We start from the raw sequence: 26,838 nt of genomic DNA, 5'->3' as shown, positions 1-26,838 counted from the left end.
CGCAGGGCTGCGCCCGGACCCTGCGGGCTCTATGTGTGTGATCGACCACGAAGTCGTCGCGCTTCACCCCCACGGGGCTCCTCACGCCTCACCCCCACGGGGCCCCTCACGCTTCACCCCCACGGGGCTCCTCAGGGACGGACACCGGTCGCCGACAGGGGTTGCGGGGCATAGCAATCGCACGCCAGGACGGTGGCCGGTGCGCCCTTCCGGGCCGGCACCTCGATCAGCGCCGTCATGCTGCCGACTTCCCGCACACTCCGCCATTCCCGGCCGCCCCCGCCGAGCAGCACGTCGGTGTCCGAGCCCTTGTCGAAGCGGACCGTGCCGCCTGCGCCCGCACCCGAGACACGGTGTTCGCGGACGTATGTGCAGGCGACGAGGGAGCTTTTGGTGGACAGGCGGAACACGGGAAGATCCGCGCCGGTCGTCGTGTAGTTCATGGTGCGTTCAAGGGCCCGGTTCGCCCAGCCGTTGAAGTACCGGACGAGCCCGCTGGTGAAGCCGCCCTCGGTGAAGCGGTCGTCGGCGGGCCGCCCGTGCGGGGGTGCGAAGCTGAGGTAGTCGGCGAAGCTGTGGCACACGGCTCGGTCGGCCGCCGCCGTGGCCGACAACCGTGCCGTCCCGGAGGGACCTTCACTCACCTCGGGAAGTCGCTTCGGCTGGACGTTTATGGAGGTGCCGTCCTTGGTGGGAGAGGGAGTCGGCGTCGCCGCCGAGGGCGAGGGTGATGCGACAGGGTCCGTCACCGCCCAGGTGGCCGCGGTGGCCTTCCAAGGCCCCTTCGCCTGCGTCTGCGTGAAGTAGAAGAGCGACGAGGAACGGTCGTCCTCGTCTCCCTTCCTCTTGCTCAGGACCGCGAAGTAGCGCGGGTAGGGGTGGGAGGCGTCCGCGGCCGGGATCAGGAACCGGGGCCGGGTCAGGCGGGAAACCTGGTCCTTGGTCTTCGCCCTGCGGTGGATGTCGTAGGCGGCGAGCGACTCCTTCAGCAGGACTCCGGTCTGCACCTCACGGATCGCCGAGCTGTCGAGGCCGGCGTCGGCGGCCGCGTTCGTACGGTCGTACCGTCCGAAGACCCGCCCGGCCTCCGCCACGCTGATGACGGGTGCGGATGGGTGGGGAGAGGAAGCCGCACCCGCCCCGCGCGCGGACCCCTCCCCCGAGGAGCAGCCCGCCGTCACCCCCGCAAGGACCACCAGCCCCACGGCCACGACCGGCCGAGCACCCCCGCGTCTCACAGCGCGCCGCCTCCCCCTGTGTGTCCAAGTCCCCAGGAAGCGTACGCGAGTTGATCTCGACGGCGGTCGTCTTGTGTGAACGTCGGACAAGGCGAGACCGCCCGGATCCCCACAGGCCACCTCGGCTCCCGGTGAGAGAGACCTCACACCGACAGGAAAATCACACCGTCGGCACTGACCACAGTGACACCGGGGCGAGAACAGGACGACAAAAGAAGCGGTCCTCATCGTGATCACGATGAGGACCGCTTCGTCACTGCTCCGCAGCACCTGACCTCGGTGCCGCGCTGTGCGCGAGGGGGGAGTTGAACCCCCACGCCCTTTCGGGCACTGGAACCTGAATCCAGCGCGTCTGCCTATTCCGCCACCCGCGCATTGGGTGTGTCGTCCGTCTCTCACCGAGTGGTGCGAGCGCCTGCCGACATCCAGAAGATTAGCACGCTGTCCGGGGTGGAATCACATCCCTTTCCCCCGCCCCCGGCACCCGCCCTCCACCGCCCCGGCGTGCGGCGTCCGCGGGCGCGGTGCCCGTGCGGCGCCCGGCCCGTGCCCCGCGTCACCGCCTCCCCGGAGGGCGCCGGCGCGGTCACCGGGACAGCGGTCCGCCTCACACGTCTCAGACAGAAGCGGTTCACGTATCAACCTCGTACCGGTCCTGCGCATCTCCCCAGAAGCCGGACGGGCCGCACAGTCAGGTGCGGGACACTGGTCGCGGGGCGCCTCTACGATCCATGGCACGAGTAGTGCCGGGAAGAGTTCGAAGAGGGGCCTCTCAGGGAACGTGCGGAGGGGACTTCCGAAGGCGTCGACAACCTGTCGACCGGGCCGACAGGGGGAACCAGCCGATTTCCCGACGCGTGGATACGATCAGTAAGCAGTACCAGCAAGGCCAGCAGGATCAGGCAGACGACAGCAAGCTGTACCAGGACGGCTACGCAGGAGGAGGTGCCCCATGGGAGTCCTGAAGAAGTTCGAGCAGCGTCTCGAAGGTCTGGTCAACGGCACCTTCGCCAAGGTGTTCAAGTCCGAGGTCCAGCCCGTGGAGATCGCCGGAGCGCTGCAGCGTGAGTGCGACAACAACGCCACGATCTGGAACCGCGACCGGACCGTCGTCCCCAACGACTTCATCGTCGAGCTGAGCACGCCGGACTTCGAGCGCCTCAGCCCGTACTCCGGACAGCTGGGCGACGAGCTGGCCGGCATGGTCCGCGACTACGCCAAGCAGCAGCGCTACACCTTCATGGGCCCCATCAAGGTCCACCTGGAGAAGGCGGACGACCTCGACACCGGTCTCTACCGGGTGCGCAGCCGTACGCTCGCCTCCTCCGCCAACCAGCAGTCCCCGGAGCGGGCCCCCGCGGGTCCGGCACCGGCCCCGGCGGCACCCCGCGGCGCCCAGGGTGGCTACGGCTACCCGCCCGCGGCGGCTCCCCCCATGCCGTCCGCGCCGCCGCCCGGCGGCCGTCCGGGCGCGGCACCCATGGGTGCCCGGCCCCCGGCCGCTCCGGCGGCCGGTGCCCGTACGCGGCACTGGGTGGAGATCAACGGCGCCCGCCATCAGATCTCCCGCTCGACGCTCGTGCTGGGCCGCAGCACCGAAGCCGACGTGCGGATCGACGACCCCGGCGTATCCCGCCGGCACTGTGAGATCCGGACCGGAACGCCCTCGACGATCCAGGATCTCGGGTCCACCAACGGCATCGTGGTGGACGGGCAGCACACCACCCGCGCTACGCTCCGCGACGGCTCGCGGATCGTCGTGGGCAGCACCACCATCATTTACCGGCAAGCCGAAGGGTGAAGCGGGGGCAATGTCAGAGCTGACCCTCACGGTCATGCGGCTGGGTTTCCTGGCCGTACTGTGGCTGTTCGTGATCGTGGCCGTGCAGGTCATCCGCAGCGACCTGTTCGGAACGCGCGTCACACAGCGCGGCTCGCGCCGGGAGGCCGCCGGACGGCCTCAGCAGGCCGCGCGGCAGGCCGCGCCTCCGCAGCAGCGCCAGCAGCAGCCGCCACCGAGCGGCGGCGGCCGGCAGCGCCGGGGCGCCCCGACCAAGCTGGTCGTCTCGGAGGGCACCCTCACGGGCACGACCGTCGCCCTCCAGGGGCAGACCATCACGCTGGGCCGGGCCCACGACAGCACCATCGTGCTGGACGACGACTACGCGTCGAGCCGGCATGCCAGGATCTACCCGGACCGGGACGGCCAGTGGATCGTCGAGGACCTCGGCTCCACCAACGGCACGTATCTCGACCGGAACCGGCTGACGACTCCCACGCCCGTTCCGCTGGGCGCGCCGATCCGCATCGGCAAGACAGTCATCGAGCTGCGGAAGTAGTGCCACGTCATGAATGAGCGCGAGCGGAGCGAGCACGCGGCGGTCCACGTGGTGGACGCCGGCGCGCTCCCGACCGGAGGGTGGGCACCGTGCGGATGTACCCGGAGCCGACGGGCGAGGTGCGCATGAGTCTGTCACTGCGCTTCGCCGCCGGATCGCACAAAGGCATGATCCGCGAGGGCAACGAGGACTCGGGCTACGCCGGTCCCCGGCTGCTCGCGATCGCCGACGGGATGGGCGGCCAGGCCGCCGGTGAGGTCGCCAGCTCCGAGGTGATCTCCACCATCGTGGCCCTCGACGACGACGTGCCCGGCTCCGACATCCTCACCTCGCTCGGCACCGCCGTGCAGCGCGCCAACGACCAGCTCCGGCTGATGGTCGAGGAGGACCCGCAGCTGGAGGGCATGGGCACCACGCTCACCGCCCTGCTGTGGACGGGCCAGCGCCTCGGCCTGGTCCACGTCGGCGACTCCCGCGCCTATCTGCTGCGCGACGGCGTGCTCACGCAGATCACCCAGGACCACACCTGGGTGCAGCGCCTCGTCGACGAGGGACGCATCACCGAGGAAGAGGCCACCACCCACCCGCAGCGCTCCCTGCTGATGCGCGCGCTGGGCAGCGGCGACCACGTCGAGCCGGACCTGTCCATCCGCGAAGTCCGCGCCGGCGACCGCTACTTGATCTGCTCCGACGGCCTCAGCGGCGTCGTCTCCCACCAGACGATGGAAGAGACCCTGGCGAGCTACCAGGGCCCGCAGGAGACCGTCCAGGACCTCATCCAGCTCGCGCTGCGCGGCGGCGGCCCGGACAACATCACCGTCATCGTGGCCGACGTCCTCGACATCGACTCCGGCGACACCCTCGCCGCCCAGCTCTCGGACACGCCGGTCGTGGTCGGCGCCGTCGCCGAGAACCAGCACCAGTTGCACGACAACGGCGCGATGCAGACCCCCGCCGGCCGCGCCTCCAGCCTCGGCCGCCCGGTCCCCGGGCAGGGCGGTGGCGGCGAGTTCGGCCCGCCCGGCAGCGGCGACACCACCGGCTACGTCTCCACGGGCGGCTTCGGCGACTACTCGGACGAGGACTTCGTCAAGCCGCGCAAGGGCCGCCGGTGGCTGAAGAGATCCTTCTACGGCGTCCTGGCACTCGCCGTCATCGGCGGTGGCCTGTACGGCGGTTACCGCTGGACGCAGACGCAGTACTACGTCGGCACCAAGGGCGAGCACGTGGCCCTGTACCGCGGCATCAGCCAGGACCTCGCCTGGGTGTCGCTCTCGAAGGTGGAGAAGGACCACCCCGAGATCGAACTCAAGTACCTGCCGCCGTACCAGCAGAAGCAGGTCAAGGAGACCATCGCCGAGGGCGGCCTCGACGACGCCCGGACGAAGATCGACGAGCTGTCCGTGCAGGCCTCCGCGTGCAAGAAGGACGCGCAGCGCCGCGCGGCCGAGAGCGACAACAACGCGAAGTCCGGTGCGGGCGAGGCCGGCGGGACCACGGGAACCACGAAGACCTCCCTGACGTCCAAGGCCACGTCCGCCCCGAGCCCGACCGCGTCGAGCCCGGCACCTTCGTCCTCCCAGTCCACGACCGCACCCACTCCCACACCCGGCCCCAGCCTCTCCGACGAGGAGCAGAAGCTGGTCTCGCTGTGCGGTAAGCAGTAAGAGCCGTGAGGGGCCCTGTCACACGATGAGCAGCAGTACGAACACGTCGACGCACCACACGTCCACGATCGGATCGATCGGCGCACCGAGCCGGCGCAACACCGAACTGGCCTTGCTGGTGTTCGCCGTCGTCATCCCGGTGTTCGCCTACGCCAACGTGGGCCTCGCCATCGACGACCAGGTGCCCGCCGGGCTGCTGGGCTACGGCCTGGGCCTCGGCCTGCTGGCCGGCGTCGCCCATCTCGTCGTACGGAAGTTCGCCCCGTACGCGGACCCGCTGCTGCTGCCGCTGGCCACGCTGCTGAACGGGCTCGGGCTGGTCGTCATCTGGCGACTCGACCAGTCCAAGCTGCTCCAGTCGGTCGGCCAGGCCGGGCACGCGGCGCCCCGCCAGCTCCTGTACACCGCGCTGGCCATCGCCCTGTTCGTCGTCGTGCTGATCTTCCTCAAGGACCACCGCGTCCTACAGCGCTACACCTACATCTCCATGGTCGGCGCGCTGGTCCTGCTGCTGCTGCCGCTGGTCCCCGGCCTCGGCGCCAACATCACCTACGGCGCCAAGATCTGGATCTCCGTCGCCGGGTTCTCCATCCAGCCCGGTGAGTTCGCGAAGATCGTGCTGGCCGTCTTCTTCGCCGGCTACCTGATGGTCAAGCGGGACGCGCTGGCCCTCGCCAGCCGCCGCTTCATGGGCCTCTACCTGCCGCGCGGCCGCGACCTCGGCCCGATCCTGGTCGTCTGGTTCATCTCGATCCTCATCCTGGTGTTCGAGACCGACCTCGGTACGTCGCTGCTGTTCTTCGGAATGTTCGTCATCATGCTGTACGTCGCCACCGAGCGGACCAGCTGGATCGTCTTCGGTCTGCTGATGTCCGCGGCCGGCGCGGTGGGCGTGGCGAGCTTCGAACCGCACGTCCAGACCCGTGTGCAGGCCTGGCTCGACCCGATGCACGAGTACATGCTCAGCCAGTCCGGCGTCCGGGACGGTGTCGTCCACTCCGAGCAGGCCATGCAGGCGCTGTGGGCGTTCGGCTCCGGCGGGACCCTCGGCACCGGTCTCGGCCAGGGCCACTCCGAGCTGATCAAGTTCGCCGCCAACTCCGACTTCATCCTCGCCACGTTCGGCGAGGAGCTGGGCCTGGCCGGCATCATGGCGATCCTGCTGATCTACGGCCTGGTCGTGGAACGCGGCATCCGTACCGCCCTCGCCGCGCGCGACCCGTTCGGCAAGCTCCTCGCCGTCGGTCTGTCCGGCGCCTTCGGACTCCAGGTCTTCGTGGTCGCCGGCGGCGTCATGGGCCTGATCCCGCTGACCGGTATGACCATGCCGTTCCTCGCCTCCGGCGGTTCCTCGGTCATCGCCAACTGGGCTCTGATCGCCATCCTGATCCGCATCAGCGACACCGCCCGCCGGCCGGCCCCCGCCCCCGCCCCCAGCCCCGACGCCGAGATGACCCAGGTGGTCCGACCGTGAACAAGCCCCTGCGCCGGATCGCGCTCTTCTGCGGACTGCTCGTGCTCGCCCTGCTCATCCGCGACAACTGGCTCCAGTACGTCAAGGCGGACGAGCTGCGGACCGACCCGAAGAACCGCCGGGTCACCATCGAGCGCTACGCCACGCCGCGGGGCGACATCATCGTGGACGGCAACCCGATCACCGGGTCCACGAAATCCGCCAGCAGCGACTTCGCGTACAAGCGGAGCTACAAGAACGGCCCCATGTGGGCTCCCGTCACGGGCTACGTCTCCCAGGCCTTCGGCGCCAGCCAGTTGGAGAACCTCAACGACGGCATCCTCACCGGCAACGACGACCGGCTCTTCTTCCGGAACACGCTCGACATGATCACGGGCAAGAAGAAGCAGGGCGGCAACGTCGTCACCACCCTGAACGGCGCCGCGCAGAAGGCCGCCTTCGAGGGCCTCGGCGACAAGAAGGGCGCCGTCGCCGCGATCGACCCGAAGACGGGCGCGATCCTGGCGCTGGCCTCGACACCCTCGTACGACCCGTCGTCGTTCGCCGGCAACACCAACGCGGACGCGAAGGCCTGGAACAGCCTCCAGAAGAAGAACGACCCCGACGACCCGATGCTCAACCGGGCGCTGCGCGAGACCTACCCGCCCGGCTCCACCTTCAAGGTCGTCACCGCCGCCGCCGCGCTGGAGAACGGGCTCGTCCCGGACGCCGACACCAACACCGACTCCCCGGACCCGTGGACCATGCCGGGCACCACGACCAAGCTGCCCAACGAGGGCAACCTGCCCTGCAAGAACGCCAACCTGCGCGTCGCGCTCAAGGTGTCCTGCAACACCGTCTTCGGCAAGATCGGCTCGGACCTCGGCAACGACAAGATGCTGGAGGAGGCCAAGAAGTTCGGCTTCGGCTCCGAGCAGTTCACTCCGGTCCGCTCCAGCGCCTCGGTCTTCTCCGACGGCATGAACAAGTCGCAGACCGCGCTGTCCTCGATCGGCCAGTACAACACCGCCGCCACCCCGCTCCAGATGGCGATGGTGGCCTCCGCGGTCGCCAACGACGGCACCCTGATGAAGCCGTACATGGTCAGCGAGCTGAGCACCCACAACCTCGACGTCATCGAGCACACGGACCCCGAGAAGCTGAGCCGGCCGCTCAGCGAGAAGAACGCCCAGGTCCTCCAGTCGATGATGGAGACGGTGATCAAGCCGGGCGGTACCGGCACCAGGGCCGCGATCCCGGGCTACACGGTCGGCGGCAAGACGGGTACCGCGCAGCACGGCATCGACAACAGCGAGAAGCCGTACGCCTGGTTCATCTCGTACGTGAAGCTCCCGGACGGCAGCTCGCCGGTCGCGGTGGCCGTGGTCGTCGAGGACGGCAGCGCCAACCGTGACGACATCTCCGGTGGCGGCCTCGCCGCCCCCATCGCGAGGGACGTGATGAAGGCAGTCATCGACAGCAAGAAGTGACCCCGATCACGTCCCCTTCACATCGGTGCACGTTGCGATACCGGTCCTGTCACGGGTGACGGTCTTGGCCAGGTCACAGAAGGCGATCCGGGTACGGTATGCCCGGACGGCACACCGCCGGACCACACAAAGGTGCGGTCGGGACCGACGGAGAGGGCTGGTAGGTAGCTATGGAAGAGCCGCGTCGCCTCGGCGGCCGGTACGAACTGAGCCACGTGCTCGGCCGCGGTGGCATGGCGGAGGTCTACCTCGCGCATGACACCCGGCTCGGGCGCACGGTGGCGGTGAAGACGCTGCGAGCCGACCTCGCGCGTGACCCGTCGTTCCAGGCTCGGTTCCGCCGGGAGGCCCAGTCGGCCGCCTCGCTCAACCATCCCGCGATCGTCGCCGTGTACGACACGGGTGAGGACTACATCGACAACACCTCCATCCCGTACATCGTGATGGAGTACGTCGACGGGTCCACGCTGCGCGAGCTGCTGCACTCCGGCCGCAGGCTGCTGCCCGAGCGGTCGATGGAGATGACCATCGGCATCCTCCAGGCCCTGGAGTACTCGCACCGCGCGGGCATCGTGCACCGTGACATCAAGCCGGCCAACGTCATGCTGACGCGCAACGGCCAGGTCAAGGTCATGGACTTCGGCATCGCCCGCGCCATGGGCGACTCCGGTATGACGATGACGCAGACCGCCGCGGTGATCGGCACCGCCCAGTACCTCTCCCCGGAGCAGGCGAAGGGCGAGCAGGTCGACGCCCGCTCCGACCTGTACTCCACCGGCTGCCTGCTGTACGAGCTGCTGACCGTGCGTCCGCCCTTCGTGGGCGACTCCCCGGTGGCCGTCGCCTACCAGCACGTCCGCGAGGAGCCGCAGCCCCCGTCCGCCTTCGACCCCGAGATCACGCCCGAGATGGACGCGATCGTGCTGAAGGCCCTGGTCAAGGACCCGGACTACCGCTACCAGTCCGCCGACGAGATGCGCGCCGACATCGAGGCCTGCCTCGACGGCCAGCCCGTCGCGGCCTCCGCCGCCATGGGCTCGGTGGGCTACGGCGGTTACGGCGACGACCAGGCGACCACGGCTCTGCGCTCCGCGGACGCGCAGCCCACGTCGATGCTCCCGCCGATGAACCCGGACGACGGCGGCTACGGCTACGACGACCGCCCGGACCGGCGTCGGCAGAAGAGCGGCAAGAACAACACCTCGACGATTCTGCTGGTCGTCGCGGGTGTCCTGGTGCTGATCGGCGCGATCCTGATCGGCAAGTACCTCGTCGGGGGCAACGGCGGGGGCGACGACTCCTTCGAGGTGCCCAATTTCGTCAGCCAGAAGTTCGAGGACGCCCAGAAGATGGCGGACAACCGCGATCTGAAGCTCTCTCCCACACGCAAGCCGTGCGAGAAGGAGCCGAAGGGCAACGTCTGTTCCCAGGACCCGGAGCTGGGCTCGACGGTGAAGAAGGGCGACACGATCAGTGTGGTCGTGTCGACGGGCGCTCCCAAGGTCGCGGTACCGAGCGTCAAGGGCGAGCCGCTGGAGAAGGCGAAGAAACTCCTCGAGGGCGACAAGTACGAGTTCAACGTCGAGACGAAGTCCGAGGAGTCCACGGAGAAGCCGGGTACCGTCCTGGACCAGGACCCGGAACTCGGCGAAGAGGTGGAGAAGGGCTCGACGATCACCCTGACCGTCGCCCGGGAGAAGAAGCAGTCCACCGTCCCGGACGTCTCCGGCAAGAACTGCGACCAGGCCAAGGCACAGATGACGGCCGGCAACCTCGTGGGCGAGTGCACCGAGGTCGAGACCGACGACCAGAACCTGGTCGGCAAGGTCGTCGCCACCACGCCCGGAGCCGGCGACAAGGTGGACCCCGGGTCCAAGGTGACCATCCAGATCGGCAAGGCCAAGCAGCAGCAACAGGCCGCCGTGCCGAGCGTCGTCGGCAAGAAGGTCGGCGAGGCGAAGCAGATCCTCCAGCAGGCGGGCTTCAACAACATCCAGTTCGCCCCGGGCAGCGACGGAGGCGACGGCGCCACGGTGATCCGTCAGGACCCGAACGGCAACAGCCAGGTCGACAGCCCGGACAACACGACGGTCACACTCACGACCGTCAACGTCGGAGGCGACAACGGCGGCGGCGACAACGGCGGGTTCCTCGGCGGGAACTTCGGCGGATAGCGGTTTCGGCCGGCGGACGGCGGTATACGGGAAGGGCCCCGGCACTCGACAGTGCCGGGGCCCTTCCTCTGTGCCGCTCCGGGCGCGCCTGTGCCGGTGTGCATGGGCCGGTGCCGGCGTACGGGAGGTCTGGTGCTGGTGGTACGAGGTGGGCGCCGGGTCAGCGCAGTTCCTTCGGCGGCGTCCGGTCGCTGTCGACCTCGTCCACGCGCTCCAGTTCGCCCCAGACCACGTAGCGGTACCGGGAGGTGTACACCGGCGTGCAGGTGGTCAGCGTGATGTAGTGGCCCGGCTTCGTCTTCCCGGACTGCTTGGGGACCGTCTGGAGGACCTCGACGTTGTACTTCGAGGTCTCCGGGAGGATGCCGAAGACCTTGTAGACGTACCACTTGTCCTTGGTCTCGAAGACGATCGCGTCGCCCTTCGCGACCTTGTCGATGTTGTGGAACTTGGCGCCGTGGCCGTCCCGGTGCGCGGCGAGCGTGAAGTTGCCGTTCTTGCCGGTCATCGGGAGGGACGACTTGACGGGGTCCGTGTAGTAGCCGGCCACGCCGTCGTTGAGGACGTCCGTCGAGGTGCCCTTCTCGACGAGCACCTCTCCGTTGTGCATCGACGGGACGTGCAGGAAGCCGATGCCGGCCTTGGTGTCCAGGGCGCCCGGGCCGCCGGGGCCCCTGCCCTGCGCCCAGTTGTCCCGGACCTTGTCGCCCTGCTGGTGCGCGGCCCGGTCGGCGACGACGTTGGTCCACCAGAGCGAGTAGACGACGAAGAGGCCGAGCACGAGGCCCGTGGTGATGAGGAGTTCACCGAAGACGCTGACCGTCATCGCGAACCAGCCGACGCGCCGGCGGCCCGCGGGCGCGTCACCGGCGGACGCGGAGCCGGCCCGGGTTCCGGCTCCGCGTCCGGCGTCCGATGCGGCGCGCTCGTCGTGGTCGGTGCTCGCTGCCACTGTTCATCCGCCCCGTCTGGTTCTGTCCCGCTGGTGTCCTGCGTGCTGCCGGCCGCGTGCCTCACGTGCTGCCGGGCCTGTGGTCCCGCGTGCGGTCCCGCCTGCGGCGGGCCGGCCGAGCCGTCAGCCGACCAGTGCGTCCGGTTTGCCCTTGTCGCGTGGCCGGTCCTCGACCATCTTGCCCCAGACGATCATCCGGTACTTGCTGGTGAACTCGGGGGTGCAGGTGGTCAGTGTGATGTAGCGGCCCGGCGCCGTGAAACCGGACCCCTTGGGGACCGGGTCGAGCACGCTGGTGTTGCTCGGGCTCGTGACCGGAAGGATCGACGTCATCTTGTAGACGTAGTAGTCGTCCTGCGTCTCGACCACGATCTCGTCACCGGGCTGGAGCCGGTTGATGTAGCGGAACGGCTCCCCGTGGGTGTTGCGGTGTCCGGCGAGCGCGAAGTTGCCCGTCTTGGCGTCCGGCATCGCCGTCTTGAGGTCTCCCTCGCCGTAGTGGCCGACCATGCCGCGGTCGAGCACCTTCGTCTTGCTGATGCCCTCGGCGATCGGCGCGACGACGTCCAGCTTCGGGATGTGCAGGATGGCGAAGCCCTGACCGGGCGAGAACGTCCCCGGGCTGCGCTTGCCGTCCGCCCAGTCCTGCTGGAGGTGGTGGGCGGCGCTGCCCGCCTGCTGGTGGGCGCGCACGTTCGACCACCAGAGCTGGTAGGTCACGAACAGCAGCATGACGACGCCGGTGGTGATGAAGACCTCGCCGATCAGCCGGCTCGCCAGGACGCCCGCGCTGGGCTTGCGCGCCCGCGCCGCCCGCCGGGCCTCCAGCCGGCTCAGGGGGGCCTCAGCGGCCCCCTGGACGGACTCCTGGGGCTCGTGGGGCTCCTGGGCTCCCCCGTGCCGTCCACGGCGCCTGGCCGCCTTGCGGCGGGCCGCACGGCCCCCGGTCGCGGACGCCCCAGCGCCCCCGGCCGCGGACCCGGTTGCCGCCCCCCTCCCGGCTCCGGCCCCGGAGGGCTCCGCGGAGCCTCCCGCACCGGTCCGCGGCAGATCGGCCAGCCGCAGCGCGACCGTCTCGTCGTCCCGCGGCAGCGCGGCGACCGCGTCCTCGTGGGACGCCTGGTCCGGGTCGGACGCCTGGCCTGCGTAGGACGCCTGAGCGGGTGGTGACTGGCGCGGGGCGGCGGACCACTCGGGCGGGAAGCCGCCACCCTGCTCGTAGACCTGGCCGGGCCCCTGGCCCTGACCGTCGGCCCGGGACTGGCCCGGCAGGGGGGCGGTGAGGCCCCGCGACTGCCCCGGCAAGGGGTCCGTCAGGGGACCAGTCAGCGGGTCCGTCAGGGGACCAGTCAGCGGGTCCGTCAGGGGACCAGTCAGCGGGTCCGTCAGGGGACCAGTCAGCGGGTCCGTCAGGGGATCGGTGAGGCCGCCGACCGCCGACTCGTAGGCGCCCGGGCCGCCGAAGACCTGGGTGCCCGCGCCCTCGAACGCGTCGGCGCCCCCGTACGCGGCCTCGCCGCCGTAGGGGGAGCTGTCGCGCTCGGGGCGCAGCGCGGTCACGCCGTGGCCCTGCCCACCACCGGGGCGAGCCCCGCCGACCTCGCCACGGCGACCCGGTCACCGCATTCGTGCAACCAGTTGGCGAGCATCCGGTGGCCGTGCTCGGTGAGCACCGACTCGGGATGGAACTGCACTCCCTCCACGGCAAGTTCGCGGTGTCTGAGCCCCATGACGATGCCGTCGTGGGTGCGGGCCGTGACCTCCAGCTCGGCCGGTACGGTGTCCGGCTCGGCGGCCAGGGAGTGGTAGCGGGTCGCGGTGAACGGCGAGGGCAGGCCGGCGAAGACGCCCTTGCCCTGGTGCTCCACGAGCGAGGTCTTGCCGTGCAGCAGCTCGGGGGCCCGGCCGACCACTCCGCCGTACGCCACCTGCATCGACTGCATGCCGAGGCAGACGCCGAAGACGGGGACGCCGGTGGCGGCACAGTGCCGAACCATGTCGACACAGACGCCGGCCTGCTCGGGGGCGCCGGGGCCGGGGGACAGGAGGACGCCGTCGAAGCCGTCCTGGGCGTGCGCGGTCGACACCTCGTCGTTGCGCAGCACCTCGCACTCGGCGCCCAACTGGTAGAGGTACTGGACCAGGTTGAAGACGAAGCTGTCGTAGTTGTCCACGACGAGGATGCGCGTGCTCACTGGTTGTCCACCGTCACATCATTGAAGGGCAGCAGCGGTTCGGCCCACGGAAAGACGTACTGGAAGAGGACGTAGACCACTGCCAGAACGAGCACGAGGGCGACCAGGGCCTTCACCCAGACGCTCCCCGGCAGATGCCGCCAGATCCAGCCGTACATGCCGTCCCTTCCGTCGCCGTACGCCAACAGACTAACGGCGCAGAGCCGCCGGTTTCCCTGCCTCCACAGGCTGTGTGGAGTCGAGGTGGGCCCAGACGATCAGGCGGTGGCTGTGCCCCCACTCCGGATCGCACGTGGTCAGCGTGAGATAGCGCCCCGGCCGCGTGTACCCGGACTTACGTGGCACAGCGTCGATCACCTCAATGTCCGACGGCACGGTTTTGTAGGGCCCTTTGTCGATCCGATACGTGAACCAGGTCGTCCCGTCGGTCAGCACCACCGCGTCCCCGCGCCGCAGCCGCGGAAAGTCCTTGAAGGGGTCGCCGTACGTGCGCCGGTGGCCGGCGACGGAGAAGTTGCCCTCCTGGCCGAGCTGGGCGGTGCCCCGGTAGTGGCCGAGCCCCTTCTTCAGGACGTCCGTGGCGGTGCCTTCGAGCACGGGCTTGTTCCACGTGAAACCAAGCCGCGGGATGTACATCACCGCGAAGGGACCGCCGTAGGCGTACGGGCCCGGCGCCTCCGGGGTCGCGGAGGCCGCGGCGCCCGGGCCGGCCGGGGCGCCCGCCGAACCGGAGGGGGCCGGGGAGGCCGAGGGATCCCCCGGGTCCGCGGGGGTGGCCGGTGTCCGGGTGACCGCGCCCCTGGACCACTGTTTCTGTAGGACGTCGATCTGGTGGTCCATCGCGCTGTCGGCCCTCACGCCTGTCCAGAACAGCACGTAGACCACGAAGAGCACGATCAGGGTGCCCACCGTGACGCACAGTTCACTGACCGTCCTGACGACCACTCGCACCGACACAAGGTCCCCCCGGCGGCAGCTCGCTCAACAGGCCTCGCCCACCGCTCCGCGACGGGGGGCGGTTACTCCACGGGCTTCGCGTAGTGGAGATCCACTGTGCCCGAGTAGCCGGGAAGAGTCACCGTCCCGTCCTCCTCGACTTTCCAGCCGAGCCTGTAGACGTTGACGTAGACCATGTAGTTCTGGATCGCCGGGGAGGCGGCGAGCGCGTCCTTGAGCTTCTCCGGGTCACCGATCGCGGTGATCTTGTACGGGGGCGAGTAGACGCGGCCCTGGAGGATCAGGGTGTTGCCGACGCAGCGCACGGCGCTCGTGGAGATCAGCCGCTGGTCCATGACCTTGATGCCCTGGGCGCCGCCCTGCCAGAGGGCGTTCACCACCGCCTGGAGGTCCTGCTGGTGGATGACGAGGTAGTCGGGCTGCGGCTCGGGGTAGCCCGGCAGCTTGGCCGTGGCGTTCGGCGGGGCGTCGTTGAGCGTGACGGTGACGGCCTTGCCCTTGAGCTTCTGGGTGCCCGCGTGCTTCTCCAGGGCGGCGAGCTTGGCGTCCTCGGCCTCGCTGCTGCCGTTCTCCCGTCCGGCGAGGGAGTCCACGTCGTCGCGCAGGGCGCCGTTGGACTCGTCCAGCGTCGCGTTCTTGTGGCTGCGCTCCTGGATCAGGTCGGAGAGTTTCAGCAGGGACGTGTCCGTGCGGATGTTCGTGCCCTTGGCCGTGTCGAAGCTGGTGAAGAAGATGAGCCCGGCCAGGGCGAAGACGCCCGCCGTGAGGACACGTACGGGCCGGAAACGGCGCTTACCCGGAGGAGTGGTACCCGTCCCGGGGGAGTCGGCGGAATTGCTCAACGTACCCTTATCTCCTTAGGCGCCGCGGAAGCACTACGCTAACGGACGCCCGGGGGAGCACTCAGTGTCCCCTTGTACGCTGCCCCGGAGCCCGCCCCAGTTCCCTGCGCGGCCACGCAGCGCATCGACAGGAGAGACCCTCGTGCCGAAGTCACGTATCCGCAAGAAGGCCGACTACACGCCGCCCCCGGCGAAGCAGGCGTCCAACATCAAGCTGACCAGCAACACCTGGGTCGCCCCGGTCATGCTGGCCATGTTCCTCATCGGCCTCGCCTGGATCGTCGTCTTCTACGTGACGGACGGCTCCCTGCCGATCGACGCCCTCGACAACTGGAACATCGTGGTCGGCTTCGGCTTCATCGCGGCCGGATTCGGTGTCTCCACGCAGTGGAAGTGACCGCTTCCACGCACAGGTGAGCAGTCGGCCGACAGCTCTGCCCACGGCTATCCACTGAGTTATCCACAGCAGTTGTCCACAGGTGGAAAAGAAAGACGATCTGTGGATAACTCATCAGCGGTTGACGCCGGTGTGACTGACCTACCGCGATCCGGAAACCTGTTCGCCCCCTGTCCGACCTGCGAAAACACGGGTCAGCGACAGGGGGCACAGTTGTTCCCGCACAGTCTGCACAAGATCCGCCACAGTCTGTGGACAACGTCACGACCCACCTGAGCCGAAGCCGTCCTCAGGTGAGCTGCGCGGTCCTGAGCAGCGCCGTCCCGACGATGACGACCAGGAAGAGCGCGCACACTCCGTACTGGACGAGGTTCCTCCGCTCGCGGGGCGCGTGCACCATCGCGTAGCCGACCACCACACCGGCGACGAGCCCACCGACGTGCGCCTGCCAGGCGATGCCGCTCCAGCCGAACGTGAAGATCAGATTGATCACCAGCAGGGCGATGATCGGACGCATGTCGTAGTTGAGCCGGCGCATCAGCACCGCCGTGGCCCCGAACAGGCCGAAGATCGCGCCGGAGGCACCGAGCGAGGGCTGGTTGGGCGCGGCGAGCAGATAAGAGAGAGCGCTGCCCGCGAGGCCCGAGACGAAGTAGAGGGCGAGATAGCGGGCACGGCCGAGGGCCGCCTCCAGCGGACCGCCGAGCCACCACAGGCTGAGCATGTTGAAGATGATGTGGACCGGGCTGCCGTGCAGGAACATCGAGGTCAGCATCCGGTACCACTGGCCCTCGGCCACGCCCTGGATCTCACCGGCGAGGAACGCCCGGCCGAAGAGCGTGAAGCGGTCGGTGAAGGCGTCTCCTGCCACCTGCTGGACCACGAAGAAGGCCACGTTCAGGCCGATCAGCACCTTGGTCACCAGCCGCGGGTCGCCGGCCAGCGTGCCGCCCGCGATGGTGCGGGGCTGGGTGGCCGCCGGGGCGTGACCGGTGCCGGAGCCGCCGCGGATGCAGTCGGGGCACTGGAAGCCGACGGAGGCGCTGACCATGCAGTCGGGGCAGATCGGCCGCTCGCAGCGGGTGCAGCGGACGCCGGTCTCGCGCTCCGGGTGCCGATAGCAGGTGGGCAGCGCGTGCGCGCCCTGCGATCCCTGGTCCCGCGGCCCCTGCGGGCTGCCGGGCGGCTGGTCCATGGGGTCCCCTCAATCTCCGTACGGCGGCTCGCACCTGCTCACACCGGGTCCGTGCACACAGCGCACCGCCCCGCCCATCCTTACGGATGAACGGGGCGTTTGGTTCCCCGGGGTCGGAGCGGGCGCGCCGGGCGGGCTCAGCCCTCGCGGGTCTCCACGACGACCGACTCGATGACGACGTCGTTGACCGGCCGGTCGGTGCGCGGGTTGGTCTGCGTGGCGGCGATGGCGTCCACGACCTTCTGGCTGGCCGCGTCCGTGATCTCGCCGAAGATGGTGTGCTTGCGGGTCAGCCACGCCGTCGGGGAGACGGTGATGAAGAACTGCGAGCCGTTGGTGCCCGGGCCGGCGTTGGCCATGGCGAGCAGGTAGGGCTTGTTGAAGGACAGGTCGGGGTGGAACTCGTCCTCGAACTGGTAGCCGGGGCCGCCGGTGCCGTTGCCGAGGGGGTCGCCGCCCTGGATCATGAAGCCGCTGATCACCCGGTGGAAGACCGTGCCGTCGTACAGCCTGTCGCTGGACTTCGCACCCGTCTCCGGGTTGACCCACTCACGCTCACCCCTGGCGAGCTCGACGAAGTTCCGGACCGTCTTGGGCGCGTGGTTCGGCAGGAGCCGGATCTCGATGTCGCCTTGGTTGGTCTTCAGGGTGGCGTAAAGCTGCTCGGCCACGATCTGCCTTCCGTTGCCTTCTCTTGACGGACCGATCCTCGCACGGCGGGGGTCCCCGGACCGTCGTCCGCCACCTCCGGGCGAACATCCGGGCATCGGCTTGCGAAAATCCGGCCGAGTACCTCCGGGACGGGGGCGGGGCACGACGATCCGTGGCATTGTCGACGACAAGCTCCCGTTGCCCGTATTTTTCCGCTATCTCATGTGATCGACACCTGACCGGCTGAGGCGGTCCCGTCGTCCGGATTTCCCACCCGTGACCCGGATGCCCGTCCTCACATGCCCCGGCCCTGCCGGGCGGGCATGATCCCCCTAGGGGTGGAAAGGTGAACTGTGTGTCTTTGGGGGTACCCGAACCCCCGACGTACGCCACCGAGGAGGAGGAACCCGTGACCCGCATCGACAGCGTGCGCGCCGCGACCGGCTCGGCGAAGGACAGCGTGCTGCACGCCGCGGAAGTGGTGGCGCCCTACGCCGACACCGCCAAGGACAGGGCCGCGTACTACGCGACCGAGGCTCGCGTTCGGCTCGCGCCGAAGGTGACCCAGGCCGCCGAGCAGGCCCGTGTGCAGTACGACGCCCATCTCGCGCCGCGCCTTGAGCAAGCCCGCACGCACGTTCCGCCGAAGGTCGACCAGGCCGCGCAGGAGGCCGCTTTCCGCACCCGGAAGGCGGCTCGCCAGGCGGCCATCTATTCCAGGCCGAAGATCGAGCAGGCGGTCGCGGCCGCCCAGCCCGTCGGCGAGGAAGCCGCGTCCCGTGGCGCGGCGGCCATCGCCGCACTGCGCGGTCAGGTCTCGCAGAAGGAGATCCAGAAGCTGGTCCGCAAGCACGAGCGGCGGGCGAAGGCCGGCCGCGCCGTGAAGGGGCTGGCGATTCTGGGGCTGCTCGCGGGTGGTGCTTTCGCCGCCTGGAAGTGGTGGGACAAGCAGGCCAACCCGGACTGGCTGGTCGAACCGCCGGCCGCCACCGAGGTGCCCGAGACCGGGCGTCTGACCTCGGTCGACGGCAGCGGCCAGGCCGACCTGGACCCCGAGGTCCAGGTCAAGGAAGCCCAGGAAGAGGCGGCCGAGCGCGACGACCTGCGCTGATCCCGGCCGGCTCACAACATCGCGGCGGGGCAGGAGACTTGAACGTCTCCTGCCCCGCCGCGATGTTTCACGTGGAACATCGAAGCCCGCCCGGCCCGCCCCCTTCACCCATCCTGATGCCGATGACGTTTGCAACGCCCTTGGTGTGCAGCCTCCGTGGAGATCCTGTCAACGGACCACGCCCGGCGGGCGCTGCCGACCGCCGCCCACCACTTCAGGCCACTCGGCCTGCCGCCCACCACCTCACAGGCGTCGATGTCCGGCCACTTCACGGGGCATCGGCGTCCGGCCGGCTCGGCAAGCCGGGCCACTGATCCCCGGTCGGCGGCTCCGGACACTTTGCTCGCAGCCAGGGTTTGCAGAAACAAATGAAACGCCGTCCCGGCGGGCCGGCCCGCCGGGACGGCTACCGTGGACGAGTGGTGTCGTCCCCCGGTCCCCTCGGTGAGTTCCTGCGTGCGCGTCGGGCCCTCGTCCGGCCCGAGGACGTGGGTCTCGTCGCCTCGTCGCGCCGCCGGCTGCCGGGGCTGCGCCGGGAGGAGATCGCCACGCTCGCCGGGATCTCCGCGGCCTACTACCTGCGCCTCGAACGCGGGCAGGACCGGCGCCCCTCGCCCCAGGTGACCGACGCCCTCGCCGGGGTCCTGCGGCTGGACGCGGACGCCCGCGCCCATCTGCACGCCCTGGCCCTCGGCCGACACCCCGCCCGCCCGTCGTCGCCGTACGCGCCGGAGACCGTCCCCGAGCCCGTACGGCAGCTCGTGCTCGGCCGCACCGACACCCCCGCCTTCATCCAGGGCCGCTACCAGGATGTCCTGGTCGCCAATCCGCTGGCCACCGCGCTCTCGCCCAGCTATCGCACCGGCGTCAACCTGCTGCGCGCCGCCTTCCTCGGCCACCAGGTCCGTGAACTCCACGACGACTGGGACGCCGTCAGCGCCTCCGTCGTCGCCTCGCTGCGCGCCCGGTCGGGGCCCGTGCCCACCGATCTGCGGTTCGCCGGGCTCGTCGCCGAACTGCGCGCGGGAAGCCCGGAGTTCAGACGTCTGTGGGACCGGCACGACGTGCGCCCGCGCACCACGGGCGGCACCCGCCTGTTCCACCCCACGCTCGGCGTCCTCGACCTGCGTTACGAGAAGCTGACCGTCCTGCCCGACGAGGGACAGGTCCTCGTCGTCTACCACGCTCCGCCCGGCAGCCGGGAAGCGTCGCTCCTCGCCTCGCTCACCGCCTCCGCGAACGGCACCTCGCACGTCACCTCGAACGCGGCCCCGCACGACGCCCCAAATGCCGCCTCGCACGCCGAGGGGCCTTCCGAATGAACGCCCCTTCGCCCGCCCTCGGCGCCTTCCTGCGGGCCCGCCGCGACGCGCTCACCCCCGACCGCGCCGGAGTGCCGGCCGGGACCGGCCGACGTGGCGTGCCGGGTCTGCGCCGCGAGGAACTGGCCGCCCTCGCCGGCATCAGCCCCGACTACTACACCCGCCTCGAACAGGGCCGGGACCGCAACCCCTCGCCCGAGATCCTCGACGCGCTCGCCCGCGCGCTGCGACTCGATCCGGTGGCCACCCGCCACCTGCACCGCCTGGCCGGACGCCTGGCCCCGGACGGCCCGAACGGGCCCGTCGACGCGGCGGGCCGACTGCCCGCGGGACTGCGCCAGTTGCTCACCGTCTGGAACGACGTCCCGGCCGTCGTGCAGAACGCCTACCTGGACGTACTGGTCGCCACCCCGCCGGCCACCGCCCTCGCCCCCTTCTACCGCCCCGGCGTCAACCTGCTGCGGGCCGCGTTCCTCGGCGACAGCGTCCGCCGCCGCTACCGCAACGCCCCCGAACTCCTCGCCCGCGCCGTCGCCTCGCTGCGGGCCTTCGCCGACCAGGCTCCCGGCGACCCCCGCCTCAGGGCCCTGCGCGACGAACTGGCGTCCGCCTCACCGCAGTTCCGTGCGCTCTGGGAGCGGTACGAGGTGAGCCCGCCGCCCGGCGGCACCGTGGAGATCGACCACCCGGCCGTGGGTCCGCTGAGCCTGGAGTACCAGCGCTTCGCGGTCCCGGGCCTGCCCGGCACCCTCCTCGTGGTGCACACCGCCGCCCCGGGCACCCCCTCCGAGGCGGCGCTGCGACGGCTCGTACGCGAGGCGACCCCGGACCCCTGAGCGACCCGGCTCCAACCACGCGAGCGCCCCCCGGACTCATACGCCGATCAGCTCCTCTCCCGTACGCCACAGCCGCGCCGCGTTCTTCAGGTCGAGGGCGTAGGGGGCGACGCCACTCACCCCGAGGGCCTGGGGGCGTTCGAGGAGCACCGGGGACTGCGCGCAGTCCTCGAAGTACCGGCCGCCGATGCCCTCCAGCAGGGGCGAGGCGGCCAGCAGAACAGTGGTCGCGGCCCCCTGGGGAACGGTCTTGCGCAGGTGGTCGGGGGTGCGCAGACCACCGGTGTGCCGCTGAAGATTGGTGGCGATGGCACCGGGGTTCAGGGCGTTGGCGCGGATTCCCTCACCGGACCAGCGCCGGTCCGCCTCGACGGCGAGCAGGATGTCCGCGGTCTTCGACTGCCCGTACGCCGACCAGGGGTCGTACGGCCGGAAGCGGTAGTCGAGGTCGTCGAAGATCACCGGTGACATGAGGTGCCCGCTGGAGCTGACCGAGACGATCCGCGCACCCCCGGCGGCGGCGAGCGCCGGGTGGAGTCCCAGGGTGAGCGCGAAGTGCCCCAGGTAGTTCGTGCCGAACTGCAGCTCGCGGCCCTCCGGGGTGCGGTCCGGCTCGGGGAGCGCCATGATCGCCGCGTTGTTGACGAGCATGTGCAGCGGGCCCGTCCAGGCGTCGGTGAAGGCGCGCACGGAGCGCAGGTCGGCGAGGTCGAGCGCACGTGCGCTGACCATCGGGTTTCCCGTGGTGCGGGTGATCTCGGCGGCCGTCTCACCGGCGGCTTCGGGCCGACGGGCGGCGAGGACGACCTCGGCGCCCGCGGAGGCGAGCGCCCGGGCGGTCTCCGTGCCGAGACCGGAGGTGGCCCCCGTGACGACAGCCCGCTTGCCGGCCAGCGAGACGCCTTTGAGGACGTCGTCGGTGGTGGACTCGCGGTCGAAGGGCGTGGTGAGCAGAGCCATGGAACATTTCCTCAGGTAGGGACGGTGAACGCGCTCCTCCACCATCGATCCGCCTCCCGGCCCGGGCCAGTGCTCTGCCAAGGGGGAGAGGGCCAGTGCCACCCCGGGAATAAGCCCGGCGCAGGGTGACCTCAGGGTCCGGCCCCTCGCACCGGCCGACGGTCACGAAAAATGCCCTTCCGACCCACGTTTCCGCAGGTCGGAAGGGCATTCCTTCCGTGGAGCCTAGGGGAGTCGAACCCCTGACATCTGCCATGCAAAGACAGCGCTCTACCAACTGAGCTAAGGCCCCGAAAGAGAAGCGTCCGGCCACAGGAACCACCTGTCGACGGGCGCCGCAGACCAGAGTACCGGGTCACCCCCGGGATCCGGCAAAAGATTGGGGGTCCCCGTGGGCGACCACTCTCCGTAAGATGCTCGACGTGGTTCGCGACAGCGAACCGCGGTACTTGGGGAAGCGATGGGGAGACGCAAATGGACGCCGCACAGCAGGAAGCAACCGCGAGAGCCCGGGAGCTGCAGCGGAACTGGTACGGGGAGCCGCTGGGGGCGCTCTTCCGTAGGCTCATAGAAGACCTGGGCCTCAATCAGGCCCGTCTTGCCGGGGTGCTGGGGCTGTCCGCTCCCATGCTGTCGCAGTTGATGAGCGGTCAGCGGGCCAAGATCGGCAATCCCGCGGTGGTCCAGCGCGTCCAGCTCCTCCAGGATCTGGCCGCACAGGTCGCGGACGGCAGCGTCAGCGCCGCCGAGGCGACCGAGCGGATGGACGAGATCAAGAAGTCCCAGGGGGGATCGGTGCTCAGCAACACCACGCAGTCCACGACCAGTTCGGGTGCCCCGACGGTCAAGCGCGTGGTCCGGGAGATCCAGTCGCTGCTGCGGTCGGTCGCCGCCGCCGGAGACATCATCGACGCGGCGGACACCCTCTCCCCGACCCACCCGGAACTGGCCGAGTTCCTCCGGGTCTACGGCGCCGGCCGCACCTCGGACGCGGTCGCGCACTACCAGTCCCACCAGAGCTGAGCAGCCGCCCGGCCGCCCAACACCCGGCCGCTCAAGGCCCGTAGGACCTTCAAGCCGCCGCACGTCAGGCAGCCGGGCACCTCGGAAGAGGTCTCCGGAGCGACCGCCGAAGGGGAGCGACGCACGACCATGGGTGAGGTCTTCGCAGGCCGGTACGAACTGGTCGACCCGATCGGGCGCGGGGGAGTCGGCGCCGTCTGGCGCGCCTGGGACCACCGGCGACGCCGCTATGTCGCCGCCAAGGTGCTTCAACAGAGCGACGCACACGCCTTGTTGCGCTTCGTCCGCGAGCAGGCGCTACGCATCGATCATCCGCATGTGCTGGCTCCGGCGAGCTGGGCCGCCGACGACGAGAAGGTCCTGTTCACCATGGACCTGGTCGCCGGGGGCTCCCTGGTGCACTTGGTCAACGACTACGGTCCACTGCCTCCCCTCTTCGTCCGCACACTGATCGACCAGCTCCTCGCGGGCCTCGCCTCCGTGCACGCGGAAGGCGTCGTACACCGCGACATCAAGCCCGCCAACGTGCTCCTCGAAGCCACCGGGACGGGCCGGCCGCGGCTGCGGCTGTCCGACTTCGGCATCGCGATGCGGCTCGGCGAGCCCCGGCTCACCGAGACCAACTACGTGGTGGGAACGCCCGGTTACTTCGCTCCCGAGCAGATCCTGGGCTCCGAGCCCGACTTCCCCGCTGATCTGTTCGCCGTGGGTCTGGTCGCCCTCTACCTCCTGGAAGGCGCCCGGCCGGATGCCAAGGCGCTGATCGAGTACTTCGCCGAGCACGGCACACCGCCCGCTCCCCGGGGCATACCCGAGCCCCTGTGGCAGGTGGTGGCGACGCTTCTCCAGCCCGATCCCGACGCGCGATTCCGTACCGCCACCGGTGCACGCAAGGCGCTGGCCGCTGCCGCCGAACTACTCCCCGAGCCCGGCCCCGACGACGAGCTGATCGAGGTGTTCGACCAACTCGGGCCGCTGCCCGAGGGGTTCGGACCGGAGGGGCCCCTCGGAAAGGGGTCGCCCTCGGAGACTCAGGGAGCCCATCCGGCGGCTCTGTTCTCCCCGGGGCATCCGGACAGCACGGCAGCGCATCTCGGTCCTGACCCCGGTCCCGTCTTCCCTCCCGCATCCGCCCCGGGCTCGGCCCTCGCGCCCGTCCCCTCGCCATCCCCAGCGCCAGCACCATCCCCAGCGCCAGAGCCAGAGCCAGAGGCGAAGCCGGTCCCCCAAGCCGGAGTCTCGCCTGCCGGGGTCGCCTCTCTCGGTGTCACCCCCGCCGAAGCCACCCCGGTCGAAGCCACCCCGGTCGGAGCCACCTCGGCCGGAGCCATCCCGGCCGAGGTCGGCACAGACAGCTCTCCCCGCGATGCCGCGGGCCATGAAGCCGGGGTCACTCCAAGCGCCACCCCCGGCGTGGCTCCAAGCACCGACCCCAGAGTCACTCCGAGCACCGAGACCGGCGCTGCCTCGAACCTCCACATGCCTCTCTCCCCTCCCTCTCCTCACCCCTCGATGTCCGACACCGGCAGCTTTCACCTGCCACCGCCGACGCCGCCGCCGACGCCCCCGTCGACACCGGTGTCGATCCCCGTGTCGATGCCGGTGCCGGCTCCGCTCGCTCCCCCGCCCGCCGGGATGCCCCAGCACGCGTACGCCCCTACTGCTTCATACACCGCTCGGTCCGCGCAGGTTCCACCTCCGCAGGGTCCACTTCCAACGGCGCCGGTTCCAGGGCACAGGAGAAGGCGCGCACGGCCCCGTCCAGGGCCGCCGGCGAAGATCGCCGTTCCGATGCTGTTGCTGGCGCTGGCCTGTTTCGCGGTGGGGTGCTGGGCACTGACCCAGATCTGAGCGCGCTGACCCGACTCGGGAACTGGCCGGACCGACCCGAGACCTGGCCAGATCACGAACCAGGAGTCCAGGAATCAGGGACCCGGAGCCGTGTCCGCGTCCTCTGGCACGGGCCACGGCGCATGGATGGCCCGCCGACGCGCACTCACGGTCCACGCGCCGAGGGTGAGCAGCAGAAGACTCCCCGTGCCGAGGCCGGCCACGGCGAGCAGTTTCATGGTGGTACTCCGGCGGTCACCGCCCCCGAGGCCGGTCGAACCCCCTGCTGCGCCGCTGTCACCCGCCGCGACGTCGAACACGCCTCGCGGCTCGGCCCGCCCCGCATAGGCGGGCCCCGGCCGCCCCGCCCCGGTCACCCGAACCCGCAGGGTCAGCCCGAACGGACCCTCGCCGAAGCGGTCGGCGACCTGCGCGGCGAGATGGACCACGAGGTAATAGGAGCCCGCGAACCGCATCCCGCTCACGCGGTCTCTGAAGGCGTAACGGTTCTCGTAGGCGACGGGCGGAAGCGGGGGGAGTCCCGCGGAGCGCTGCCCTCCGTCGTACCCGGAGCCGACATCGTCCACGAAGCCGCGCACGGGGTTGTAGAGGGAAACGGCGAGCGCGGTGCCCACATAGCCGTCTCCGCTGCTGGAACTGCCCAGCTCAGCGGCGGCGTAGAACTGCTGTCCCCAGTCGACGGGGACCTTGTAGAAGCGGGTCTGTCCCGGCCTGACGCGGTCCTGCCACACGCCCTGGCCGAGCGGGGCAGCCGCGCTGAATCCGGCGCCGCCGGCGCGCTGCCTCGGGGTTCCCGTCAGGGCCTCGGGGGAGGCGGAGTTCCAGACTTCGGGGCCGCTGGTCGAGCCCGGCGCCTTCTTCAGGCCGGGTTCGGAGGCGTAGCCGAGTTCCAGGTCCCAGGGCCGCGACGCCGAGGCGGCCGTCGGACCGGCCGAACCATCCGACGTAGCTCCAGGAGAGGCTGTGGAAGCACCCGCTCCACTGCGCTCGACGACCACGTAGTACGTGCCCGCCGTCTGACACGCGTACCGCGTGCCGCCTGTCTCCCGGGCGGCCCAGGCGGCGATGGGGTGGGGGCTCTGGGTGGCGCCGAAGTGGGCGCTGCCGGAGGAGGAGCAGTTACGGCCGTTGCCGTCCTGGAGGGAGACCTTGAGCCCGTCCGAGTAGGAGACGGTCGCTCCTGGCCGGGGAACGGCGGTGGCGGAGACGTACGCCGTGGAGGTGGCGTCGAGTTCGAGCCGGTAGTAGAGCCTGCCGCCCCTCCCGGAGGGGGCTATGGAGCTTCTGTAGGTGTGGCCCGCCTCAAGTCGTACGGCGCCGGTGGTGTTTTCGGCGCCCTGGACGGTGGTGGCGTCCGGGGCGAAGGAGTACGGACTCGGCGTACCGTCCGCTGCCCAGGCGGCGGGCGTGAGCGCCCCGCACAGCGCGAGCGCGCCCGTGACGGCAGCGGCAGCCTTGGTGACGCCGACGGCGGCCTTGGTGACGGTGAACACCGTGGCAGTGGGCACTGCGGATGTGGCCACCGTGGCGGCGAACGGCCTGCCTCGCCACGCTCTCGCACGCCGGTTCCCCGTGCGCACCCCCATCACGCGCCGCCCCTCGTCGTAGCCCCCTGGCGTGGCCCATCCTGCCTGCTCGGCGGGCAGCGCACCCGGGCTATCCGGGGAGCGGCCGAAAGGAACCGGCCGTAGGGTGGCTGGCCCGCGCCAGGGCGGCTCTCGCCCCCGGCAGCCGGGAACCCTCGATCCCCGGGAAACACAAGACCCCGGCCGCTGGGCGGCCGGGGTCTGCTCTGAGACTGGTTTCGGTACTCACGAACCCGTGGGCACGGAGTCAGTCGCCTCCGTCCACAGATCCTGCTCGGCGCGATCCGCCTGGATCTGGCGGTACACGAGGAGCCCGCCGATGGTGGCCAGGGCGACCAGGAGAAGCTTCTTCACCGCGCGACCTCGTCCTTCGTTGACGTAGGGGACTTCTGGCGCCCGACTATACACACCGGCCGATATCGATCGGTGACCTGGATCGGCCCTCAACTCCGGCTCCCGGAACAGCAGTAGGACCGGGCCCCACCAGCCCGATCTGAGGGTGATCACATGTCACAGAAAGTGACTTTCAAGGGCATTCGAGGACTTTCCCGGTCTCTTGCGGCCATCCGGGTGGTGTTCATCTGAACATCGACGCGCCA

General features: G+C 70.2%; 24 protein-coding genes and 2 tRNA genes. 12 read left to right on the top strand and 14 right to left on the bottom strand.

Annotation, left to right across the window (positions count from 1 at the left end; translation table 11 throughout):
- Window positions 1–131: 131 nt before the first annotated feature.
- Window positions 132–1,094, bottom strand: coding sequence for a hypothetical protein (locus AB0912_RS01655; RefSeq protein ID WP_366695555.1), 963 nt, complete (start codon window positions 1,092–1,094; stop codon window positions 132–134).
- Between the two features lie 434 nt (window positions 1,095–1,528).
- Window positions 1,529–1,612 (bottom strand) — tRNA-Leu (locus AB0912_RS01650).
- Window positions 1,613–2,190: 578 nt separating this feature from the next.
- Between AB0912_RS01650 and AB0912_RS01645 the strand changes: the two genes are divergently transcribed.
- From AB0912_RS01645 to pknB, 6 genes are all read left to right on the top strand, one after another.
- A complete protein-coding gene (locus AB0912_RS01645; RefSeq protein ID WP_366695553.1) occupies window positions 2,191–3,039 on the top strand; it encodes a DUF3662 and FHA domain-containing protein in 849 nt (282 codons plus the stop codon).
- Window positions 3,040–3,049: 10 nt separating this feature from the next.
- Window positions 3,050–3,577 carry an FHA domain-containing protein gene (locus AB0912_RS01640; protein ID WP_366695551.1) on the top strand — a complete coding sequence of 176 codons (528 nt, stop codon included), beginning with the start codon at window positions 3,050–3,052 and terminating at the stop codon, window positions 3,575–3,577.
- Window positions 3,578–3,702: 125 nt separating this feature from the next.
- Window positions 3,703–5,244 (top strand): Stp1/IreP family PP2C-type Ser/Thr phosphatase, encoded by a 1,542-nt coding sequence (locus AB0912_RS01635; RefSeq protein WP_366695549.1) that lies wholly within the window; start codon window positions 3,703–3,705, stop codon window positions 5,242–5,244.
- Between the two features lie 25 nt (window positions 5,245–5,269).
- Window positions 5,270–6,718 (top strand): FtsW/RodA/SpoVE family cell cycle protein, encoded by a 1,449-nt coding sequence (locus AB0912_RS01630; RefSeq protein ID WP_366695547.1) that lies wholly within the window; start codon window positions 5,270–5,272, stop codon window positions 6,716–6,718.
- Entirely contained in the window at window positions 6,715–8,187 is a 1,473-nt protein-coding gene (locus tag AB0912_RS01625) for a penicillin-binding transpeptidase domain-containing protein (RefSeq protein WP_366695545.1), read from the top strand. Before AB0912_RS01630 ends, AB0912_RS01625 begins: the two co-directional genes overlap by 4 nt.
- 170 nt (window positions 8,188–8,357) lie before the next feature.
- Window positions 8,358–10,361, top strand: a complete 2,004-nt coding sequence (gene pknB / locus AB0912_RS01620; protein WP_366695543.1) for a Stk1 family PASTA domain-containing Ser/Thr kinase — start codon at window positions 8,358–8,360, stop codon at window positions 10,359–10,361.
- Between the two features lie 160 nt (window positions 10,362–10,521).
- Here the strand turns inward: pknB and AB0912_RS01615 are convergent, their stop codons facing one another.
- The 6 genes from AB0912_RS01615 to AB0912_RS01590 form a co-directional block, all read right to left on the bottom strand.
- Window positions 10,522–11,187 carry a class E sortase gene (locus AB0912_RS01615; RefSeq protein WP_366695718.1) on the bottom strand — a complete coding sequence of 222 codons (666 nt, stop codon included), beginning with the start codon at window positions 11,185–11,187 and terminating at the stop codon, window positions 10,522–10,524.
- Between the two features lie 249 nt (window positions 11,188–11,436).
- On the bottom strand, window positions 11,437–12,873 hold the full coding sequence (locus AB0912_RS01610; protein WP_366695541.1) for a class E sortase: 1,437 nt from the start codon (window positions 12,871–12,873) through the stop codon (window positions 11,437–11,439).
- The gene (locus AB0912_RS01605; RefSeq protein ID WP_366695539.1) at window positions 12,870–13,508 is read right to left on the bottom strand and encodes an aminodeoxychorismate/anthranilate synthase component II; all 639 of its coding nucleotides are present in this window, start codon (window positions 13,506–13,508) and stop codon (window positions 12,870–12,872) included. The genes AB0912_RS01610 and AB0912_RS01605 overlap by 4 nt, the downstream gene beginning before the upstream one ends.
- Window positions 13,505–13,666 carry a hypothetical protein gene (locus tag AB0912_RS01600; protein WP_366695537.1) on the bottom strand — a complete coding sequence of 54 codons (162 nt, stop codon included), beginning with the start codon at window positions 13,664–13,666 and terminating at the stop codon, window positions 13,505–13,507. The genes AB0912_RS01605 and AB0912_RS01600 overlap by 4 nt, the downstream gene beginning before the upstream one ends.
- 31 nt (window positions 13,667–13,697) lie before the next feature.
- Window positions 13,698–14,459, bottom strand: a complete 762-nt coding sequence (locus AB0912_RS01595; protein ID WP_366695535.1) for a class E sortase — start codon at window positions 14,457–14,459, stop codon at window positions 13,698–13,700.
- Window positions 14,460–14,527: 68 nt separating this feature from the next.
- Window positions 14,528–15,307, bottom strand: a complete 780-nt coding sequence (locus AB0912_RS01590) for a DUF881 domain-containing protein (RefSeq protein ID WP_366695533.1) — start codon at window positions 15,305–15,307, stop codon at window positions 14,528–14,530.
- Between the two features lie 142 nt (window positions 15,308–15,449).
- On the opposite strand from AB0912_RS01590, the gene crgA reads away from it, so the two are divergent.
- Window positions 15,450–15,704, top strand: a complete 255-nt coding sequence (gene crgA, locus AB0912_RS01585) for a cell division protein CrgA (protein ID WP_266760634.1) — start codon at window positions 15,450–15,452, stop codon at window positions 15,702–15,704.
- Window positions 15,705–15,993: 289 nt separating this feature from the next.
- Here the strand turns inward: crgA and AB0912_RS01580 are convergent, their stop codons facing one another.
- Both AB0912_RS01580 and AB0912_RS01575 read right to left on the bottom strand, forming a co-directional pair.
- Window positions 15,994–16,899: a rhomboid family intramembrane serine protease gene (locus AB0912_RS01580; protein ID WP_366695531.1), complete on the bottom strand. Its 906-nt coding sequence runs from the start codon at window positions 16,897–16,899 to the stop codon at window positions 15,994–15,996.
- A gap of 137 nt (window positions 16,900–17,036) precedes the next feature.
- Window positions 17,037–17,570 carry a peptidylprolyl isomerase gene (locus AB0912_RS01575; protein WP_366695529.1) on the bottom strand — a complete coding sequence of 178 codons (534 nt, stop codon included), beginning with the start codon at window positions 17,568–17,570 and terminating at the stop codon, window positions 17,037–17,039.
- A gap of 389 nt (window positions 17,571–17,959) precedes the next feature.
- Here AB0912_RS01575 and AB0912_RS01570 point away from each other — a divergent pair, with 389 nt between their 5' ends.
- The 3 genes from AB0912_RS01570 (at window position 17,960) to AB0912_RS01560 (ending at window position 20,819) form a co-directional block, all read left to right on the top strand.
- Window positions 17,960–18,661, top strand: coding sequence for a DUF5324 family protein (locus AB0912_RS01570; protein WP_366695716.1), 702 nt, complete (start codon window positions 17,960–17,962; stop codon window positions 18,659–18,661).
- A gap of 419 nt (window positions 18,662–19,080) precedes the next feature.
- Window positions 19,081–19,983: a helix-turn-helix transcriptional regulator gene (locus AB0912_RS01565; RefSeq protein WP_366695527.1), complete on the top strand. Its 903-nt coding sequence runs from the start codon at window positions 19,081–19,083 to the stop codon at window positions 19,981–19,983.
- Complete coding sequence (locus AB0912_RS01560; protein WP_366695525.1) at window positions 19,980–20,819, top strand: helix-turn-helix transcriptional regulator; 840 nt, start codon at window positions 19,980–19,982, stop codon at window positions 20,817–20,819. The genes AB0912_RS01565 and AB0912_RS01560 overlap by 4 nt, the downstream gene beginning before the upstream one ends.
- 36 nt (window positions 20,820–20,855) lie before the next feature.
- Here AB0912_RS01560 and AB0912_RS01555 read toward each other — a convergent pair whose 3' ends face one another.
- Window positions 20,856–21,779 (bottom strand): SDR family NAD(P)-dependent oxidoreductase, encoded by a 924-nt coding sequence (locus AB0912_RS01555; RefSeq protein WP_366695523.1) that lies wholly within the window; start codon window positions 21,777–21,779, stop codon window positions 20,856–20,858.
- A gap of 219 nt (window positions 21,780–21,998) precedes the next feature.
- Window positions 21,999–22,071: transfer RNA gene (locus tag AB0912_RS01550), tRNA-Ala, on the bottom strand.
- A gap of 182 nt (window positions 22,072–22,253) precedes the next feature.
- Between AB0912_RS01550 and AB0912_RS01545 the strand changes: the two genes are divergently transcribed.
- Both AB0912_RS01545 and AB0912_RS01540 read left to right on the top strand, forming a co-directional pair.
- Window positions 22,254–22,802, top strand: a complete 549-nt coding sequence (locus AB0912_RS01545) for a DNA-binding protein (RefSeq protein WP_366695521.1) — start codon at window positions 22,254–22,256, stop codon at window positions 22,800–22,802.
- 129 nt (window positions 22,803–22,931) lie between these two features.
- On the top strand, window positions 22,932–24,653 hold the full coding sequence (locus tag AB0912_RS01540) for a protein kinase (protein ID WP_366695519.1): 1,722 nt from the start codon (window positions 22,932–22,934) through the stop codon (window positions 24,651–24,653).
- A 74-nt stretch (window positions 24,654–24,727) separates the two neighbouring features.
- Here the strand turns inward: AB0912_RS01540 and AB0912_RS01535 are convergent, their stop codons facing one another.
- Window positions 24,728–26,161: a hypothetical protein gene (locus AB0912_RS01535; RefSeq protein ID WP_366695517.1), complete on the bottom strand. Its 1,434-nt coding sequence runs from the start codon at window positions 26,159–26,161 to the stop codon at window positions 24,728–24,730.
- A gap of 303 nt (window positions 26,162–26,464) precedes the next feature.
- The gene (locus AB0912_RS01530; RefSeq protein WP_366695515.1) at window positions 26,465–26,593 is read right to left on the bottom strand and encodes a DLW-39 family protein; all 129 of its coding nucleotides are present in this window, start codon (window positions 26,591–26,593) and stop codon (window positions 26,465–26,467) included.
- Between the last annotated feature and the right edge of the window lie 245 nt (window positions 26,594–26,838).

Origin of the sequence: Streptomyces sp. NPDC007084, assembly GCF_040703595.1 — a bacterium.
In the GTDB taxonomy this organism is placed as follows: Bacteria; Actinomycetota; Actinomycetes; order Streptomycetales; family Streptomycetaceae; genus Streptomyces.
This window is presented reverse-complemented; position numbering and strand designations above follow the sequence as displayed.

Coding starts and splice junctions, on each gene's coding strand:
- AB0912_RS01645 (WP_366695553.1), top strand. CDS start 2,191: ATGGGAGTCCTGAAGAAGTTCGAGCAGCGTCTCGAAGGTCTGGTCAAC.
- AB0912_RS01640 (WP_366695551.1), top strand. CDS start 3,050: ATGTCAGAGCTGACCCTCACGGTCATGCGGCTGGGTTTCCTGGCCGTA.
- AB0912_RS01635 (WP_366695549.1), top strand. CDS start 3,703: ATGAGTCTGTCACTGCGCTTCGCCGCCGGATCGCACAAAGGCATGATC.
- AB0912_RS01630 (WP_366695547.1), top strand. CDS start 5,270: ATGAGCAGCAGTACGAACACGTCGACGCACCACACGTCCACGATCGGA.
- pknB (WP_366695543.1), top strand. CDS start 8,358: ATGGAAGAGCCGCGTCGCCTCGGCGGCCGGTACGAACTGAGCCACGTG.
- AB0912_RS01615 (WP_366695718.1), bottom strand. CDS start 11,187: ATGACGGTCAGCGTCTTCGGTGAACTCCTCATCACCACGGGCCTCGTG.
- AB0912_RS01600 (WP_366695537.1), bottom strand. CDS start 13,666: ATGTACGGCTGGATCTGGCGGCATCTGCCGGGGAGCGTCTGGGTGAAG.
- AB0912_RS01580 (WP_366695531.1), bottom strand. CDS start 16,899: ATGGACCAGCCGCCCGGCAGCCCGCAGGGGCCGCGGGACCAGGGATCG.
- AB0912_RS01560 (WP_366695525.1), top strand. CDS start 19,980: ATGAACGCCCCTTCGCCCGCCCTCGGCGCCTTCCTGCGGGCCCGCCGC.
- AB0912_RS01555 (WP_366695523.1), bottom strand. CDS start 21,779: ATGGCTCTGCTCACCACGCCCTTCGACCGCGAGTCCACCACCGACGAC.
- AB0912_RS01545 (WP_366695521.1), top strand. CDS start 22,254: ATGGACGCCGCACAGCAGGAAGCAACCGCGAGAGCCCGGGAGCTGCAG.
- AB0912_RS01540 (WP_366695519.1), top strand. CDS start 22,932: ATGGGTGAGGTCTTCGCAGGCCGGTACGAACTGGTCGACCCGATCGGG.